General features: G+C 52.7%; 18 protein-coding genes. 3 read left to right on the forward strand and 15 right to left on the reverse strand.

Translation table 11 applies throughout. The features are described 5' to 3' along the window. Nucleotide 1 precedes the first annotated feature (1 nt). Nucleotides 2-652 carry a cyclase family protein gene (locus QWV57_RS09855; protein WP_301099727.1) on the forward strand — a complete coding sequence of 217 codons (651 nt, stop codon included), beginning with the start codon at nt 2-4 and terminating at the stop codon, nt 650-652. Nucleotides 653-711: 59 nt separating this feature from the next. On the opposite strand, the gene QWV57_RS09860 is transcribed toward QWV57_RS09855, so the two are convergent. Then, nucleotides 712-1,269, reverse strand: coding sequence for a sugar O-acetyltransferase (locus tag QWV57_RS09860; protein ID WP_301099729.1), 558 nt, complete (start codon nt 1,267-1,269; stop codon nt 712-714). A gap of 56 nt (nt 1,270-1,325) precedes the next feature. Then, entirely contained in the window at nt 1,326-2,705 is a 1,380-nt protein-coding gene (gene dsdA, locus QWV57_RS09865; RefSeq protein ID WP_301099731.1) for a D-serine ammonia-lyase, read from the reverse strand. Between the two features lie 270 nt (nt 2,706-2,975). Between dsdA and QWV57_RS09870 the strand changes: the two genes are divergently transcribed. Next, entirely contained in the window at nt 2,976-4,145 is a 1,170-nt protein-coding gene (locus tag QWV57_RS09870; RefSeq protein ID WP_301102062.1) for an MFS transporter, read from the forward strand. Nucleotides 4,146-4,470: 325 nt separating this feature from the next. After that, nucleotides 4,471-4,950, forward strand: coding sequence for a GNAT family N-acetyltransferase (locus QWV57_RS09875; protein WP_074044497.1), 480 nt, complete (start codon nt 4,471-4,473; stop codon nt 4,948-4,950). 109 nt (nt 4,951-5,059) lie between these two features. Here the strand turns inward: QWV57_RS09875 and QWV57_RS09880 are convergent, their stop codons facing one another. The 13 genes from QWV57_RS09880 to urtA form a co-directional block, all read right to left on the reverse strand. Further along, nucleotides 5,060-5,683 carry an urease accessory protein UreH gene (locus tag QWV57_RS09880; protein ID WP_047818471.1) on the reverse strand — a complete coding sequence of 208 codons (624 nt, stop codon included), beginning with the start codon at nt 5,681-5,683 and terminating at the stop codon, nt 5,060-5,062. A 20-nt stretch (nt 5,684-5,703) separates the two neighbouring features. After that, entirely contained in the window at nt 5,704-6,519 is an 816-nt protein-coding gene (locus tag QWV57_RS09885; protein ID WP_011231412.1) for an urease accessory protein UreD, read from the reverse strand. Then, the gene (gene ureG, locus QWV57_RS09890) at nt 6,516-7,130 is read right to left on the reverse strand and encodes an urease accessory protein UreG (protein ID WP_011231413.1); all 615 of its coding nucleotides are present in this window, start codon (nt 7,128-7,130) and stop codon (nt 6,516-6,518) included. The genes QWV57_RS09885 and ureG overlap by 4 nt, the downstream gene beginning before the upstream one ends. Nucleotides 7,131-7,179: 49 nt before the next feature. Further along, the gene (locus QWV57_RS09895) at nt 7,180-7,857 is read right to left on the reverse strand and encodes an urease accessory protein UreF (RefSeq protein WP_033025553.1); all 678 of its coding nucleotides are present in this window, start codon (nt 7,855-7,857) and stop codon (nt 7,180-7,182) included. After that, on the reverse strand, nt 7,850-8,296 hold the full coding sequence (gene ureE, locus QWV57_RS09900; protein WP_095859457.1) for an urease accessory protein UreE: 447 nt from the start codon (nt 8,294-8,296) through the stop codon (nt 7,850-7,852). Before ureE ends, QWV57_RS09895 begins: the two co-directional genes overlap by 8 nt. 10 nt (nt 8,297-8,306) lie before the next feature. Further along, nucleotides 8,307-10,016, reverse strand: a complete 1,710-nt coding sequence (gene ureC, locus QWV57_RS09905; RefSeq protein WP_301099738.1) for an urease subunit alpha — start codon at nt 10,014-10,016, stop codon at nt 8,307-8,309. Then, nucleotides 10,013-10,348, reverse strand: coding sequence for an urease subunit beta (locus QWV57_RS09910; RefSeq protein ID WP_301099739.1), 336 nt, complete (start codon nt 10,346-10,348; stop codon nt 10,013-10,015). The genes ureC and QWV57_RS09910 overlap by 4 nt, the downstream gene beginning before the upstream one ends. Before the next feature lie 44 nt (nt 10,349-10,392). Next, nucleotides 10,393-10,698 (reverse strand): urease subunit gamma, encoded by a 306-nt coding sequence (ureA, locus tag QWV57_RS09915; protein ID WP_025950867.1) that lies wholly within the window; start codon nt 10,696-10,698, stop codon nt 10,393-10,395. Nucleotides 10,699-10,782: 84 nt separating this feature from the next. Then, complete coding sequence (urtE, locus tag QWV57_RS09920) at nt 10,783-11,484, reverse strand: urea ABC transporter ATP-binding subunit UrtE (RefSeq protein WP_301099740.1); 702 nt, start codon at nt 11,482-11,484, stop codon at nt 10,783-10,785. Further along, a complete protein-coding gene (gene urtD, locus QWV57_RS09925; protein ID WP_301099741.1) occupies nt 11,463-12,227 on the reverse strand; it encodes an urea ABC transporter ATP-binding protein UrtD in 765 nt (254 codons plus the stop codon). The genes urtE and urtD overlap by 22 nt, the downstream gene beginning before the upstream one ends. Beyond that, complete coding sequence (gene urtC, locus QWV57_RS09930) at nt 12,202-13,260, reverse strand: urea ABC transporter permease subunit UrtC (RefSeq protein WP_301099742.1); 1,059 nt, start codon at nt 13,258-13,260, stop codon at nt 12,202-12,204. Before urtC ends, urtD begins: the two co-directional genes overlap by 26 nt. 10 nt (nt 13,261-13,270) lie before the next feature. Continuing rightward, a complete protein-coding gene (urtB, locus tag QWV57_RS09935) occupies nt 13,271-14,170 on the reverse strand; it encodes an urea ABC transporter permease subunit UrtB (RefSeq protein WP_060788316.1) in 900 nt (299 codons plus the stop codon). Nucleotides 14,171-14,226: 56 nt separating this feature from the next. After that, the gene (urtA, locus tag QWV57_RS09940) at nt 14,227-15,483 is read right to left on the reverse strand and encodes an urea ABC transporter substrate-binding protein (RefSeq protein ID WP_081133148.1); all 1,257 of its coding nucleotides are present in this window, start codon (nt 15,481-15,483) and stop codon (nt 14,227-14,229) included. Nucleotides 15,484-15,776 lie beyond the last annotated feature (293 nt).

The following is a 15,776-nucleotide window of genomic DNA, read 5'->3' on the forward strand; positions in this document are numbered from 1 at the left end:
CATGATCATCCAAAAACTCATCGACCTCACCATGCCGATCACGGCCCAAACTCCGGTGTACCCGGGGGATCCGAAGCCGAAAATCGAACCGGCGGCGACGTTCGCCCAAGACGGCTATCACGTCAGCCGCCTTGTGCTTGGGTCGCATAGCGGCACGCATGTGGATGCGCCGTTTCACTTTTACGAACACGGTTGGCGGCTCGATGACGTGCCGCTCACCTATTTTCTTGGCCGCGGCATCGTGATCAATGCCACGGGGAAAGCGGAAGGCGAAGCGGTGACGATGGCCGATGCCGCTCCGTATATCCCGAAGCTGTCGCCGGGAACCATTGTGTTGTTTCATACCGGCTGGTCGCAATACGCCGGAACAAAGCGGTATTTTTCCCATCCGTACGTTGCGCCGGAGGTGATTGAAGCGATGCTGGAGCGAGGCGTGCGGACGTTTTTCATCGACGCGCTCAACATCGACCCGCCGGACGGCTCGTCGTTCCGCGCCCACGAACTTATTCTTGGCGCCAACGGGGTGATCGGGGAAAATTTCGTGAACTTCGAGCGAATCGATTTTGATGATCCGTATATTATTGCCCTCCCTCTTTCCTTGCCTGGCTGCGACGGTTCGCCTGTTCGGGCGGTGGCGGTGCAGTGGGCGTAACAAAGAAGGATGATGCAACCAAACGCCCCGCACATGCTTTGCGCGGGGCGCAGCCTTGGCTATTTGAGCCATTTGATCACTTTCGCCGGGTTTCCGCCAACGACCGCGTTGGCGGGGACATCTTTTGTCACGACCGCCCCTGAGGCGATGACGGCGTTGTCGCCGATCGTGACGCCCGGGTTGATGACGGCCCGCCCGCCGATCCAGACGTTATGGCCGATCACAACCGGCTTTCCGTACTCCAACCCGGAATTTCGTTCGTGCGGATCGAGCGGGTGAGTCGCCGTATAAATGTGCACACCAGGACCAATAAAACAATGGTCGCCGATTCGCACTTCGCATACATCCAAAATCACGCCATCAAAGTTCATAAAAAAGTCTTCACCGACGTGAATGTTGTAGCCGTAGTCGCAGCGGAAGTTCGGCTCGATAAACAGCCGTTCTCCCGTTGAACCGAACAGTTCTTTGAGCAGATCGGTTCGCTTTTCATATTCCGTTTCCAACGTTTCGTTATACAAACGAACGAGCCGCCGCGCCCGCTCTCGTTCCTTGACGAGCTCCAAATCGGCGGGGCTGTACAAGTGTCCCGCCAACATCTTTTCTTTTTCGGTTTTCATCGAATCCCTCCAACACTTTATGCATTCGTTTCAAAACTCCATCGAATGGCGGGGTCTTATCGCCCTCCGGAAAAACGGTTGCCTGTCATGGTTTCAATCCGCACGCCTTCCCGATAATAGGCCTCCATCACATCCTTTGGCACCATGCTTCCGCCCGTCGCCCAGCCAATATGGACGGCGTTTTTCATCTTTTCTTTCAAACCGTTTGCCTCTACGTACGTTTGCCCCGCCAAATCACGAAACAGCCGAACAGGCCCCGCCACCCCCGCCAAGGCGGACGGCTCTAAATAGATTTCCTCCGTTTCAACCATCGCCGCGAGCAAGCGGTAAAGCGTCGAATCGTCCACCGTATAGACGCCGCTGATGACGTTCTCAAGCATGTTCCCCACCAGCCGCGACGGCCGCCCCACCGCCAGCCCGTCCGCTTCGGTCTTATTGTCGAGGCCAAAATCTTGCACCGACACGCGGTCGTGCTCTCCTGTCATCAACCCAAGCAGCATGCAAGGCGAATGCGTCGGCTCAGCGAAAAAGCAATGGACATGATCGCCGTACACAAGCTTCAGCCCAAACGTCACCCCGCCCGGACCGCCGCCGACGCCGCAAGGAAGATACACAAAGAGCGGGTGGTTTTCATCAACCGTGATGTTCATGTCCTCTAATTGCTTTTTCAGCCGAAACGCCGCCACCGCATAGCCTAAAAACAGATGGATCGAGTTTTCATCATCGATAAAATACGACGTTGGATCCTCGGCGGACTGTCTTCGCGCCTCTTCCACCACTTTGTTGTAATCGGTGAGATGTTCGATGACGGTGACCCCTTTGCTTCGCAATAAGTCTTTTTTCCATTGTTTCGCATCGGCTGACATATGAACGGTGACGCGGAACCCAAGCTGCGCCCCGATGATGCCGATGCTCAAGCCTAAATTCCCTGTCGATCCAACGACCAGAGAATAGCGGGAAAAGAATTGCCGGAATTCTTCGCTGTCCATGACCGCATAGTCGTCTCCTATGGCGATCATACCGTTTGCGAGCGCAAGATCTTCCGCGTGTTTCAACACTTCGTAAATGCCCCCACGCGCCTTGATCGACCCGGAAATCGGGAGATGGCTATCGCATTTTAGCAACAGCTCCCCCTCGATGTTGGTCTGAAACATCTTTTCCAAACGCTGTTTCATGTTCGGAATCCTCACTAAAGGGGATTCGATGATGCCATAGGCCGGCCGCGTCTCGGGAAAAACTTTCGCGATGTAGGGGGCAAAGCGGCGCAATCGCTCTTCGGCCTCCTTAACATCGCGCTCGCGTAAAGGAATCGTTTGAATGGCTTGCGCAAACGCGTGATATTTTGGATTGCGCCAAAACACCTCTTCGGCCGCCATGATCGTTTTAAGCAGCGGGAATTTCTTTATCCACTTTTGGATTTCGTTTTTGGTCATCATGCACCATCCTCTCCCATGCGTGTTTGTCGTTTCGCACCCTTGGCGGATGCCGGTCCAAAGTCCGCTTCATTGTTTGTCGAACCGTTTACCTCCAGTCTCGCGAAAACCGCTTCCATTGTCAATGGGGAGGAAGGAAAATGGGTTGTGGATGACATTCAGGAGTGATCGCCAGCCTCGTCGGAACGGCCAAGCAAGGTGCGATCTGCTTTGAAAAACGCCTGTCTTTCCATTATGATGAAAGAGGCAAACCATATCGTGGAGATGATGATCATGGGCAATCGCCGCGGTTTATCGCTTTTGTTTCTCGTGATGTTTTTGGTCATGGCCGGGTTTGGCATCATTATCCCTGTCCTTCCATTTTACGCGGAAAAAATCGGCGCGACGCCAACGCAGCTCGGCTGGTTGATGGCCGTGTATTCGCTCATGCAATTTTTATTTGCGCCGATGTGGGGGAATTTATCGGACCGCTATGGACGAAAGCCGATGCTGCTTGTCGGCATTTTCGGTTTGGCTCTTTCGTTTTTCTTGCTCGCCGTCGCGACAAAGCTTTGGATGTTGTTTGCCGCTCGCATCATCGGCGGATGTCTATCGGCGGCCACGATGCCGGCCGCTATGGCGTACGTCGCAGATGTGACAACGGAAGAAGGCCGGGGCAAAGGAATGGGGATGATCGGAGCGGCCGTTGGGCTTGGATTCATTTTCGGACCGGGGATCGGCGGCGTGTTCTCGAAAGCGAGCTTAACCGCTCCGTTTTGGATGGCAGGCAGCTTGGCGCTCTTGACCGCTCTATTCGTTTTCGTTTTCTTGCATGAGTCGCTTCCGAGAGAAAAACGAACGAATATACGAACAAAGCGGCCCTCGCTTGCGGCCGCCCTCCAAGGGCCTGTAGCGCGCCTATACTTACTGCAGCTGATCACAACGTTTTCCCTCGCTGGACTTGAAGCGACGTTCGCCTACTTTGCCGCTGAACGAGCGGGACTTTCGTCGACGGAACTTGGCTACATCTTTATGATCATGGGGCTTGCAGGGGCCATCGTCCAAGGAGGGTTGCTTGGAAAACTGATCCGCTCATTCGGGGAAGGAGCTGTCATTCGTTTCGGGCTGTTCTTGTCAGCAGTTGGCTTTTTTCTCATTTTATTCGTTCACAGCTTTTGGACAGCCGCGCTCTATTTAACGATTTTCGGCATTGGAAACGGCGTCATCCGCCCGTGCGTCTCCGCGTTGTTGACGAAATATACGGCGGACGGCCAAGGAAGCGCAACAGGCGTTTTATCCTCGTTCGATTCGCTCGGCCGCATCGGCGGTCCGGCGATCGCCGGCTGGTTGTTCACCTTAAAGTCCAGTTTGCCATATATGTCAGGGATTGTGCTAACATTCATTTCCTTCGCTGTTTTTCAATCGTTTCAACGAGCCATGATGCAAAAAGACTCGGCCCTTTGACACAAGAGGAGGACGGATGTGGACATCCCCTGTTACAGATCAGCGAGAAAGCCCACTCCTTGAGGGGTGGGATGAAAGCGAGCCCCGTCTAACCTAGCGCACTGATCACAGGTGCGCCGCCCATTGGGGTACATCCTAACCCGATGGGACGGGGTGATGACACACCCCTGAATTTGGGCGTTGTCCGAACTAGAAATGGATGAGGACGCGAACGACCCAAGAATCCCACGCCTTTAGGCGTGCGGAGTGTCAAACTCACGCACGGAAGTGAACGTCTTATGCATTGGGGTGAAAATCATCATCTGCACAAAGGAGGAGGAGCGCCTTGAACATCGTTCCAACCAAACAGTTGGACCGCGCCATCGTCAACCAATTTTTCAACGACCATTGGGGAAGTCCGCAAATGGTTGTTTCAACCGGCATCTATACCTGCAGCGAGCTGGATGGATTTGCGGCTGTTGAGAATGGATCTCGGATCGTCGGACTCATTACGTTTGTGATTCGTGGAAACGAATGCGAGATCATCTCGCTAGACAGCATAATGGAAAACCGCGGCATCGGCAGCGCCCTTTTGCATGAGGCAGAGGCATGGGCGAGACAACAAAGGTGCACGGCTGTTCAACTGATCACTACCAACGACAACTTGCATGCCCTTCGTTTCTATCAAAAGCGCGGCTATCAAATTGTGAACGTCTTTCCCAACGCTGTCGACAAGGCGCGACAAATCAAGCCAAACATTCCGAAAACAAGTCCTGACGGCATTCCTATTCGAGATGAGTTGTTGCTGGTCAAACCACTGGTGTGACACGAGGTGTGATGACGCCGCATCGAAAAAGAAGCACCGGCCTTCTCCCAAGACCGGTGCTTCTTTGTTTTGAACAACCCTCCACCTATGACGCCAGCCGCGAGGAGCGTCAAATTTCGGCGGCGATATGATACATGTAATAGACCCCATAGGCGATGCTGATGAGGGAGACGGTTTTCACGATCCATTGATTCATGACTTGCTGTTTCGCTTTCATCCAAACAAACGGAATCCCGAGAAACGTCGTGAACAGCATCATGCCGATGACCGTTCCTAGGCCAAAAATCAAAATAAAAGCAAGCCCCATCCAAGTTCCTTTGACCGTCGTCATCGTCAACAACACCATTCCGGCGCTGCCGGCCAAACCATGGACGATGCCGATCAATGTCGATTTCACATGCAAATGATGAATATCGCCCTGGTGATGATGATCCAGCCTCATTGTCGAACGGAAACTAGCAATTCCTAGAATAACGATCATGATGCCGACGCCCATTTCGAGATAAGAAGCAATCTGTTCAGGAATTTGCCGCTCAAAGGCGATCATCGCCATCCCAACAACGAGCAGCGTCAACGTATGGCCAATTCCCCAAAACATGCCGGCCAGCGATGAAAGGGACAGTTTTTTCGTCCGGCTGGCAATGGTCGAAACGGCAATGACATGATCCGGTTCCGTCGCATGTTTCATTCCAAGCAGCAATCCAAACAAGAGCACAGGCCATATCGTTCCCATTGTCTTCATCCTTTCCCTTCTCAATATTTCCTCCAACAGACTGGCGCTTTCTCACCGCATTGTTGGCGAATAAACTGTTGGACGCGTTGGAATATCGCTTCGATGACCGATGTTTCATACGCCAATATACGTACAGAAAAGCCTGGAACGGCCGCCGCTGAAAAACCGCAGCGAACCTCTTGCGGCATCTCTTCCATGAATTGGTTGAACTGTTCTAACACTTCCTTTGTGATAAACGGAGAAAGAGCCACGAATGATCCGACATGCGTGTAGCCGCCGAGCTGCAGCATGCTCGTTAAGTGCTGCCGCGAGTCCAAGTACAGATGATCAAACAGAACGAGCGCCTCGTCTTGATACACCTTCAGTTTCGAGCGAATCCAATCATAGCGGAACAGCTCGCCGCTTTCCGACCATCCAGGTGTGATGATTTCGCCATAAACGAACGTGGAGCTTGGCGTGATGTACACCGTCGTTTCTTGATAAAAGCGCGCATGCTCATAGGCGATCGTCGGGTCGGGGAAATATTCAAGTACGCTTTGCTCCCCAAGTGACAATCGTGTATACTGCCTTACAGGCGTTGAAGGAGTTTTGTAGATTTTCGCCGCCGACTGGGTCGTCACCATCAACCGGGCGCTGGGCTCGAGGAAGATTTCCATATCATATGAATCCCCATCGACATACCCGCCGCCCACGTGGACAAGATATAACGTCGGATGAGCCGGGTCGAGGTAAACAGGACGCATCAGTTTCAGCGCCCCTTCACTATAGTTGTCCAAAATGACGGTGCGGCCGTTTTTCACGACCGCTGTACATCGCAAACGCCCCGTCCAGCTCATTCTTCCAGCCCTGCCAGCAGCACCTGTTTTTCGATCCAATCCACAACGTCAAAAAGACCAATCTCTTCTTTTAAATTTGTAAAAATGACCGGCTTCGCCCCTCGCGCTGCTTTGGCGTCCCGTTCCATCACTTCCAGACTGGCTCCGACGTAAGGGGCAAGATCGATTTTGTTGATCACGAGCAAATCCGACTTTATCATCCCCTGTCCGCCTTTGCGCGGAATTTTCTCCCCTTGGGCGACGTCGATGACATAAATGGAGAAATCGACCAACTCCGGGCTGAAGGTCGCCGCCAAGTTATCGCCGCCGCTCTCGATCAAAATGAGTTCCACATCTGGATGGCGCCGTTTCAGTTCATCAATGGCCGCAAAATTCATTGATGCGTCTTCGCGAATGGCCGTATGCGGGCACCCGCCCGTTTCGACGCCGATAATCCGATCTTCCGGCAAGACGCTATGTTTGATTAAAAATTGGGCATCTTCTTTTGTATAAATATCATTCGTAATGACCGCGATGCTAAAGCGGCGATGCATCGCCCGCGTCAGCTTCTCGACAAGCATCGTTTTGCCGGCGCCGACCGGGCCGCCGATGCCGATTCGTACCGGTTCCATTCTGGATTCTCCCTTCTCTGTCCTTCTTTCGTTCCACGTCAAACAAGATTTACGACATAAACAATCGAACAGGAAGACGTTCATGCTGCATTTGCGCGATTTCCAAGCCGACGGCTGCCGCCCCGAGCTCCTCTTCGTCGAGTGTCTCGATGATGCTCGCGGCATGAATCAAATATGGCTGCGCCATGACGAGCAGCTTTTGCCCGTCCGTCTGGCCGAGGGGAATGCCGCGAACCGCGTTTTGCACCATCGTTTGTACGGAAGCAAACAAATACGTCAGCACCGTCGTTTGTTTGGCTGCTCCGATTTTGCGGCCAACCGCCGCAAACACAATGGCCGGATGAATGGACCGCGTCGTTTGCACGATCTCATCCAATTCATCGACTCCGTAAATGTCGCGGCACAGTTTCCATAAGCGCCCCCCAATCATTCTCGTTCCTTCTCGCGTTTCCTTCGCCAAGCAGAGAGCAAACAGCGTGTCGTTCAGCCGCCGCAGTCCTTCCATACGGTCGACTTCCAACTGCTCATAGGCGATCCGGCACGCCAATCCATCCGTATACGTCAGCTGGGTCTGAATATAAGCGACAAGCACATCGCCAAACGTTTTGGCATCGCAAATTTGTTCATTGTACATGTATGTTTCAAACCCAAAGGAATGGGAAAATGCTCCAGACGGAAAATTCGAATCGGAGAGCTGCAGCAGCCACAACAACTGTTGGTCAGTCATGGCGATGCCCGATATGGCGGAACGCTTGTTTTACTTTCCGTTTTTCCCTCTTGTACGGGATGCCGAGTTGCTGGAGCAGCTCTTCGACTAAATAGTCGTATTGGACGAGCATTTCCCCTTCCTCGAATTGGGCGGGCAAGTGGCGGTTGCCGAGCTGATGAGCAATCTCCCCCATTTGTTTCATGGAAACAGGCTGGATGACAAGCAAATCATCGGGAAGAACGGAAACAACGATCGCGTTATGGTCATCCATCCACAATACATCTCCATCCGCCAATTCTTTAGCTTCCTTTAGGCGAATGCCAAGTTCCCTCCCGTGATCGGTCACGACCCGCTGGATTCGTTTCACTAAATCGTCGCTTGGCATGTACACCCGTTCGATGTGCGGGGGGAGAGAAGGGAGGGTTTGAATATTGCCGATAATCGTTTCAATAATCATCATCATCACCTCAAAACAGAAAATATCGTTGCGCCATGGCCACAACTTCAGCCGGTTCGCACGTGATGAGCCGCCCATCGACCTTCACTTCATACGTTTGCGGATCGACATCGATTTGAGGCATGGCGTTGTTGAACACCATATCGTGTTTCGTTAACGAACGAATGTTTCCAACCGGTTTGACGATTTTGTGCAATCGCAGTTTGTCAGGGACGCCGCATTCGAACGCCGCTTTGGACAAAAACGTAATGGACGTTTTCGCGACGGCGGCGCCATAGTTGGCGAACATCGGGCGGTACAGAGCGGGCTGCGGCGTCGGAATGCTGGCGTTCGGGTCGCCCATCACGCTGTAGGCGATCATCCCGCCTTTGATGACGAGCTCAGGCTTGACCCCGAAAAAAGCGGGATGCCAAACGACCAAATCTGCGAATTTTCCGACTTCCACCGAGCCGACATATTCGGCAATCCCATGCGTAATGGCTGGATTGATCGTGTATTTGGCTACATACCGTTTGACGCGAACATTATCGCCTCGCCCCGTTTCCTCCGGCAAGCGGCCAAACTGTTTTTTCATTTTGTCGGCCGTTTGCCACGTGCGCAAAATGACTTCACCGACCCGTCCCATCGCTTGCGAGTCGGAACTGATCATGCTGAAGGCGCCGATGTCGTGCAAAATGTCTTCTGCCGCGATCGTTTCTTTGCGGATGCGCGAATCAGCAAAGGCAATGTCTTCTGGAACGGACGGATCTAAATGATGGCACACCATTAACATATCTAAATGCTCATCGAGCGTGTTTTTCGTATACGGCCGCGTCGGGTTCGTGGAAGAAGGCAAAATGTTCGGGAAGCTGGCGACTTTCATAATATCGGGCGCATGCCCCCCTCCGGCTCCTTCCGTATGGTATGTATGAATGACGCGCCCGTTAATGGCCTTCAGTGTATGCTCGACAAACCCGCCTTCATTCAACGTATCGGTATGAATGGCGACTTGCACATCGTACTCATCCGCCACTCGCAAGCACGCATCAATCGCTGCCGCCGTCGTTCCCCAGTCTTCATGAAGCTTGAGTCCCACCGCTCCGGCGCGCACTTGCTCCGCGATCGGCTCTTTCGCCGATGCGTTGCCTTTTCCTAAAAACCCAAGATTCATCGGGAACGCTTCGGCGGCTTCAAGCATCCGGTAAATGTTCCACTCTCCCGGCGTGCACGTCGTGGCATTCGTTCCGGTCGCCGGTCCGGTCCCGCCGCCAATCATCGTCGTAATGCCGGATGACAGGGCGGTTTCGATTTGCTGCGGGCAAATGAAATGGATATGGGCATCCACTCCTCCAGCGGTCACGATTTTCCCTTCGGCCGCGATCACTTCCGTTGAGGCGCCGATGACAATATTGACGCCGTCCATTAACAGCGGATTCCCCGCCTTGCCGATGGCGGCGATGTTTCCATCTTTGACCCCGATATCGGCTTTGTAAATGCCGGTGTAATCAACGATGACGGCGTTCGTCAACACTAAATCGACCGCTTCGTCGCGGACAGCGAGCGGATGCTGCCCCATCCCGTCGCGAATCACCTTCCCGCCGCCGAATTTCACTTCATCGCCGTAAACGGTATAGTCATGCTCAATTTCAATCCATAAGTCTGTGTCCGCCAACCGGATGCAGTCCCCGGTCGTCGGTCCAAACATATCCGCGTATTGCCGTCTTGACATGGAAAAACTCATTCTCTTGCTCCCTCCTTCCCGTTGTCATCAAGCGGACCATTGACCATATTGTTTAATCCGTACACCCGGCGCTTGCCGGAGAACGGGACAAGCTCCACTTGCTTCGCATCCCCGGGTTCAAAACGGACCGCTGTCCCGGCTGGGATATTCAAATGTTTTCCGTATGCGGCCTGTCGGTCAAATTCGAGAAACGAATTGACTTCAAAAAAGTGAAAATGGGAACCGACCTGCACCGGGCGGTCGCCGCGGTTTATGACCGTCAGCTTCGTAACCGGCTTTTGCCGGTTGCACGCAATCGGTTCGTCGCGCAATCGGTATTCTCCTGGGATCATAAGATCACTCCTTTATCCACCTTCATCGGAATCGGCCGGCGCTATTACGACCGGATCGGCTGGTGGACCGTGACGAGTTTCGTGCCGTCCGGAAACGTCGCCTCGACTTGAATCTCGTCGATCATGTCAGCGACGCCTTCCATCACATCATCGCGCGTCAAAATCGTTGCGCCGTATTGCATCAACTCCGCCACCGTCCGCCCGTCGCGGGCTCCTTCCATCAGTTCATACGTAATGAACGCCACCGCTTCCGGATAATTTAGCTTCAAGCCCCGCTCTTTCCGGCGGCGCGCCAAATCAGCGGCAACGACGATCAGCAGCTTTTCCTGTTCACGCGGAGTCAGTTTCACTCATCTCTTCCCCCCTCTTGAATGCTCCCGACTATACTCGCAGGTTCAAAAAATCTCTCATTCGCTAACACCGCTGTCTGCTGCTTAAACAGCAAGAAACGATTGAATATAAGTCAAATCAGCCCCATCGACATCCCCTTTCGCCACGACAGCGCCGCGATCCAAAATATAGAAACGATCGGCACAAGAAAACGCCAGCTCCACGTTATGTTCGACCAATATGATGCCAACCTGCTTTTCTTTGGCAATTTTCATAATCACATCATGAATCAACGCAACGATCGAGGGCTGAATGCCTTCCATCGGTTCATCAAGCAAGAGCAGTTTCGGCCGGCCGGCCAACGCGCGGGCAATGGCCAGCTGTTGCTGCTGTCCGCCGCTTAAATCTCCTCCTTTTCGCTGGCGCATCTCTTTTAAAATCGGGAACAGCGCATACATTTCATCCAGAGTCGGCTGAGGACGGACTTTTTCGGCCTGCGCTTCCAGCCCGAGAAGAATATTTTCCTCCACCGTCAACGCCGAAAAAATTTCCCTCCCTTGCGGCACATAGCCGATCCCCGCTCGCGCCCGCCGCTCCGGCGGCCATCGCGTGATATCTTCCCCCTCCCATTCGACGACGCCTGACATCGGGCGAATCAGCCCGATGATCGTTTTCATCAACGTCGTTTTGCCGACTCCGTTTCTGCCCAACACCGCCGTCACCCGGCCAAGAGGAACATCCATGTCAACATGATCGAGCACCACACTTCCGTCATAGCCAGCGGTTACATTCCGGAGGCATAACACGCGTTTTTCCTCCTTCCAAGATACACATCGATGACTTGTTCGTTTTGCTGCACCTCATCCATCGAGCCTTCGCACAATACTTTTCCTTCATGCATGACTGTCACTTGTTTGGAATAGCGGCGGACAAAGTCCATATCATGCTCGACAATAATGACCGCACAATGTTCGGCCATTTCATGGAGCCATTCCCCCGTGCGCTCCCGCTCCGCCGCACTCATGCCGGCGATCGGCTCATCCAATAGGAGGAGCTGCGGACGCTGAATGAGCTGCATGCCGATTTCCAACCACTGCTTTTGGCCATGAGACAGTGAGCCCGCTAAGCGATGACGTTCATCGAGCAATCCAATTTTCTCTAGCTGTGCTGCCATCATTTCTTTCTCTTCTCCAGTCAACTTCGCCCGCAAAACGGAACGCAGACGCCGATCTTGTCGCATGGCTAACTCCATATTTTCCCACACCGTCAAAAACGGAAAAATGGAAGGGCTTTGAAACTTCCGGGCGATCCCCATTTGCACAATTTCATATTCGGGCCGTTTCGTGATGTCATGGGAGAAAAACAGCACTCGGCCGTCCGTCGCTCTCGTCCGCCCGCAAATGACATCGAGCAGCGTCGTTTTTCCCGCTCCGTTCGGGCCGATCAAAAACCGCACTTCATGAGGGTAAACCGCGAGATCAACACCTTGCAAAGCGCGAAATCCATCGAAGTCAACGACGACGTCACGACACATCAACACGGGCTTCACATTCATGCCCCCTTTTTTCTTTGATGCGAACGGCAGCGAGCGATTCATAAATGCCCGCCAATCCCTTCGGAACAAACAGCACAACAACGACAAACAAGGCGCCTAACAAAAGCAGCCATAGATCTGGATAATTTTCGCTTAAAAAGCTTTTCGCCGTGTTCATGACGATCGCGCCCATAATCGCGCCCATGAGCGAGTGGCGTCCGCCGACAGCAGCCCACAGCACCATTTCGATTGAAGGAATAATCCCCATCATCTCCGGGGAAATGAGCCCGACTTGCAGGACAAACAACGCCCCAGCCACCCCGGCAAAGGCAGCTGACAAACTATACACAAACACTTTATAGACGGTCGGATTGAATCCTAAAAAACGAACCCGGTTTTCCGCGTCGCGAATCGCGATAAGCACCTTCCCCAACCGTCCGGACGTCAAGCGGCGCGCCGCGACGAAAATAAGAGCGAGACAGGCCGTTGTCAGCCAATACAAAACAATTTGCGTGAGCGGCGATGACAACGAAAAGCCGAACACGGTCGAAAAATTGGTCAAGCCGTTCGTTCCTCCTGTCCATTCTTGCTTGCCGATAAACAACGTAACAAACACGACAACAACCGCCTGGGAAAGGAGAGAAAAATAGACACCTTTAATCCGATTTTTAAACGTTAAATAGCTTAATAGCGCAGCGAGCAACGTAGGAAGAGCGATCGCGGCGGCGATGGCCACCATAGGATGCGCAAACGGCTTCCAAAACCACGGCAGTTCGCGCACGCCGCTCCATTCCATAAAATCAGGCAAATGCCCTCGCGAAGCTTCGAGCTTCAAATACATCGCCATGCAATAAGCACCCAATCCAAAATACACCCCATGGCCGAGGCTCAAAATGCCGGTATATCCCCAAATGAGAGAAATGCCGACCGCCACGATGGCAAAGCAAAGAAATTTGCCGAGCAGGGACAAGCGGAACTCGGTCAAATAAAACGGCGCAAGAAACAAGGCGGCAAAAAACAGCCAGTATCCCCAACGTTTGTTCACCATGCTCCCCCCCTCAATCGAGCGACCGCGTTCTCACGCTAAGAAGACCGGACGGTTTCCATTGCAAGAAAGCAATAATCAAAACGAACACAATGACTTTGGCAATGGTGGCGCTTGTGGAATATTCGACGAACGTCGAAATCAAACCAATGCCAAATGCCCCCAGCAGCGTCCCGGCCAGTTTTCCCACTCCCCCTAAAATGACGACCATAAACGCATCGACAATATAGTACGTGCCGATCGTCGGCCCGATCGGCCCAAGCAAGGTCAACGCGCATCCCGCCACCCCCGCCAACCCTGAACCGATCGCAAACGAGTAAGCATCGACCTTTTGCGTGGCAATGCCGAGGCAGGCTGCCATCGACCGGTTCATGGTGACGGCTTGAATGCGTCGGCCAGCTCGTGTTTTCATTAAATACATATAGAGAAAGAAAACGATCGCCAACACAAGGCAAAGAATAAACAACCGTTTATACGGAAACACTGCCCCAAACAAGCGGATTCCGCCATCCAGCCAGCTTGGCGGCACAACCGCCACGTTGGGCGCCCCAAAGATGAGACGGGCGGTCTGTTGCAAAATCAAACTGATCCCCCATGTCGCCAACAAACTGTCCAGCGGGCGGTGGTACAAATGGCGGATCAAACTTTTTTCCAGCCCCCATCCAAGCAGAGCGGCGGCCAAAAATGACAATGGAATGGCGGCGACAAAATACAGCCCTGCCGAGTGCGGCATATGGCTAGTGAACCATTGCTGGATGACATAGGTCGTATACGCTCCGACCATCATCAGTTCACCGTGCGCCATATTGATGACACCCATCAGCCCGAACGTGATCGCCAACCCAATGGCGATCAAAAGCAAAATCGAACCGACGCTCAGCCCGTTGAATAATTGGTCAATGAACATCGCCATCCCCCCTCTCATGTCCGCTGGGCGAGAAGGAAGGACATGCCTTCCTCCCCATGCAACTATTCACTTAATCCTTTCCCCCATGGGTAGCTTTTTAAATACGGATCCGGCTTCACCGGCTGACCGGAATTCCATAACTCTTTGAATTGTCCGTCCGCTTGGATTTCACCAATGCGCACCGTTTTCCATAAATGCTGCGTTTCCCCGTCAATTTTCACCGTTCCTTCCGGCGCCTTGTATTCAAGGCCGGCCGCCGCTTTTTTCACTTGATCCACATCAAAGGAGCCGGCTTTTTTCACTGCTTCGGCCCATAAATGAACGGCTGTATACGCCGCTTCAATCGGATCATCGGTCACGCGGTCTTGCCCGTACTTTTCTTTATACTTTTGTACAAACGCCTTATTTTCCGGTGTATCGGTCGTCTGAAAATAGTTCCACACAGCCAAGTGACCAGCCAACACATCCGGCCCGATCCCGCGTATTTCTTCTTCCGCGATGCTGACGGACATCACCGTCACGTCTTTCGGTGTGATGCCAGCGTCTTTCAACTGTTTGAAAAAGGCGACATTGCTATCGCCGTTGAGCGTATTGAAGACGACAGCCGGTTTCACTTGTTTGATTTTGCTGATAATGGTGCTATAATCGGTATGGCCGAGCGGCGTATATTCTTCCCCGACCACTTGCCCGCCTTCGGCCTTCAGCTGAGCCTTGATGATTTTGTTGGCTGTCCGCGGAAAGACGTAATCCGACCCGAGCAAGAAAAACGTTTTGCCGCGGTTTTTCAAGAGCCAGCTGACCGCTGGAACGATTTGTTGATTCGTCGTCGCCCCGGTGTAAAAGATGTTCGGCGACGACTCCATCCCTTCATATTGCACCGGATACCAAAGCAGCCCATTGTTTTGCTCCACAACCGGAAGCATCGCCTTGCGGCTCGCCGATGTCCAACCGCCAAAAATGGCGGCCACTTGATCTTTTTGCAGCAATTTTTTCGCCTTTTCGGCAAATGTCGGCCAGTCCGACGCCCCATCTTCCACAACCGGTTCAATTTTCTTGCCGAGCAGCCCCCCAGATGCATTGATTTCCTCGATCGCCATTAACTCGGCATCGCGCAGCGACACTTCACTGATGGCCATCGTTCCGCTCAGCGAATGGAGAATCCCGACTTTGACCGTACCGCCTTCTTTACTAGCCGAAGACGAATCCTTTTTGTTTTCGTTTTTGGCTTGATCAACAGCTGATGACGCCGCACATCCCCCCAGGGCAAAAACGCTGATGCATAAAAGCAACCATAATTTCCGCATGAATGTTGGTTTCATTCGCACACCCTTCCCCCTATTCATTTTGAAAATCAATGAGTCCCTATACCTCGTTCATCTGGCAAAACGGCCTCCCTCCCTTGTTCCTCAAAGGTGATGAGTGATATCCATTTTGTGCAAACCATCTTGAGGATGTGTTCTTGATTAGCAGTGTAAGGCCTAGATATAGTTGATTCAACAACATTGTCATATTTTATTACATATTTTTGTTATATTTATTATCACAAAAATATGCATCATGATTTCTAAACCAATTGATCGCGCCTAAAAACAAAAAACACCCCAAAAAGGCA

Origin of the sequence: Geobacillus zalihae, assembly GCF_030414215.1 — a bacterium.
Lineage (GTDB): Bacteria > Bacillota > Bacilli > Bacillales > Anoxybacillaceae > Geobacillus > Geobacillus zalihae.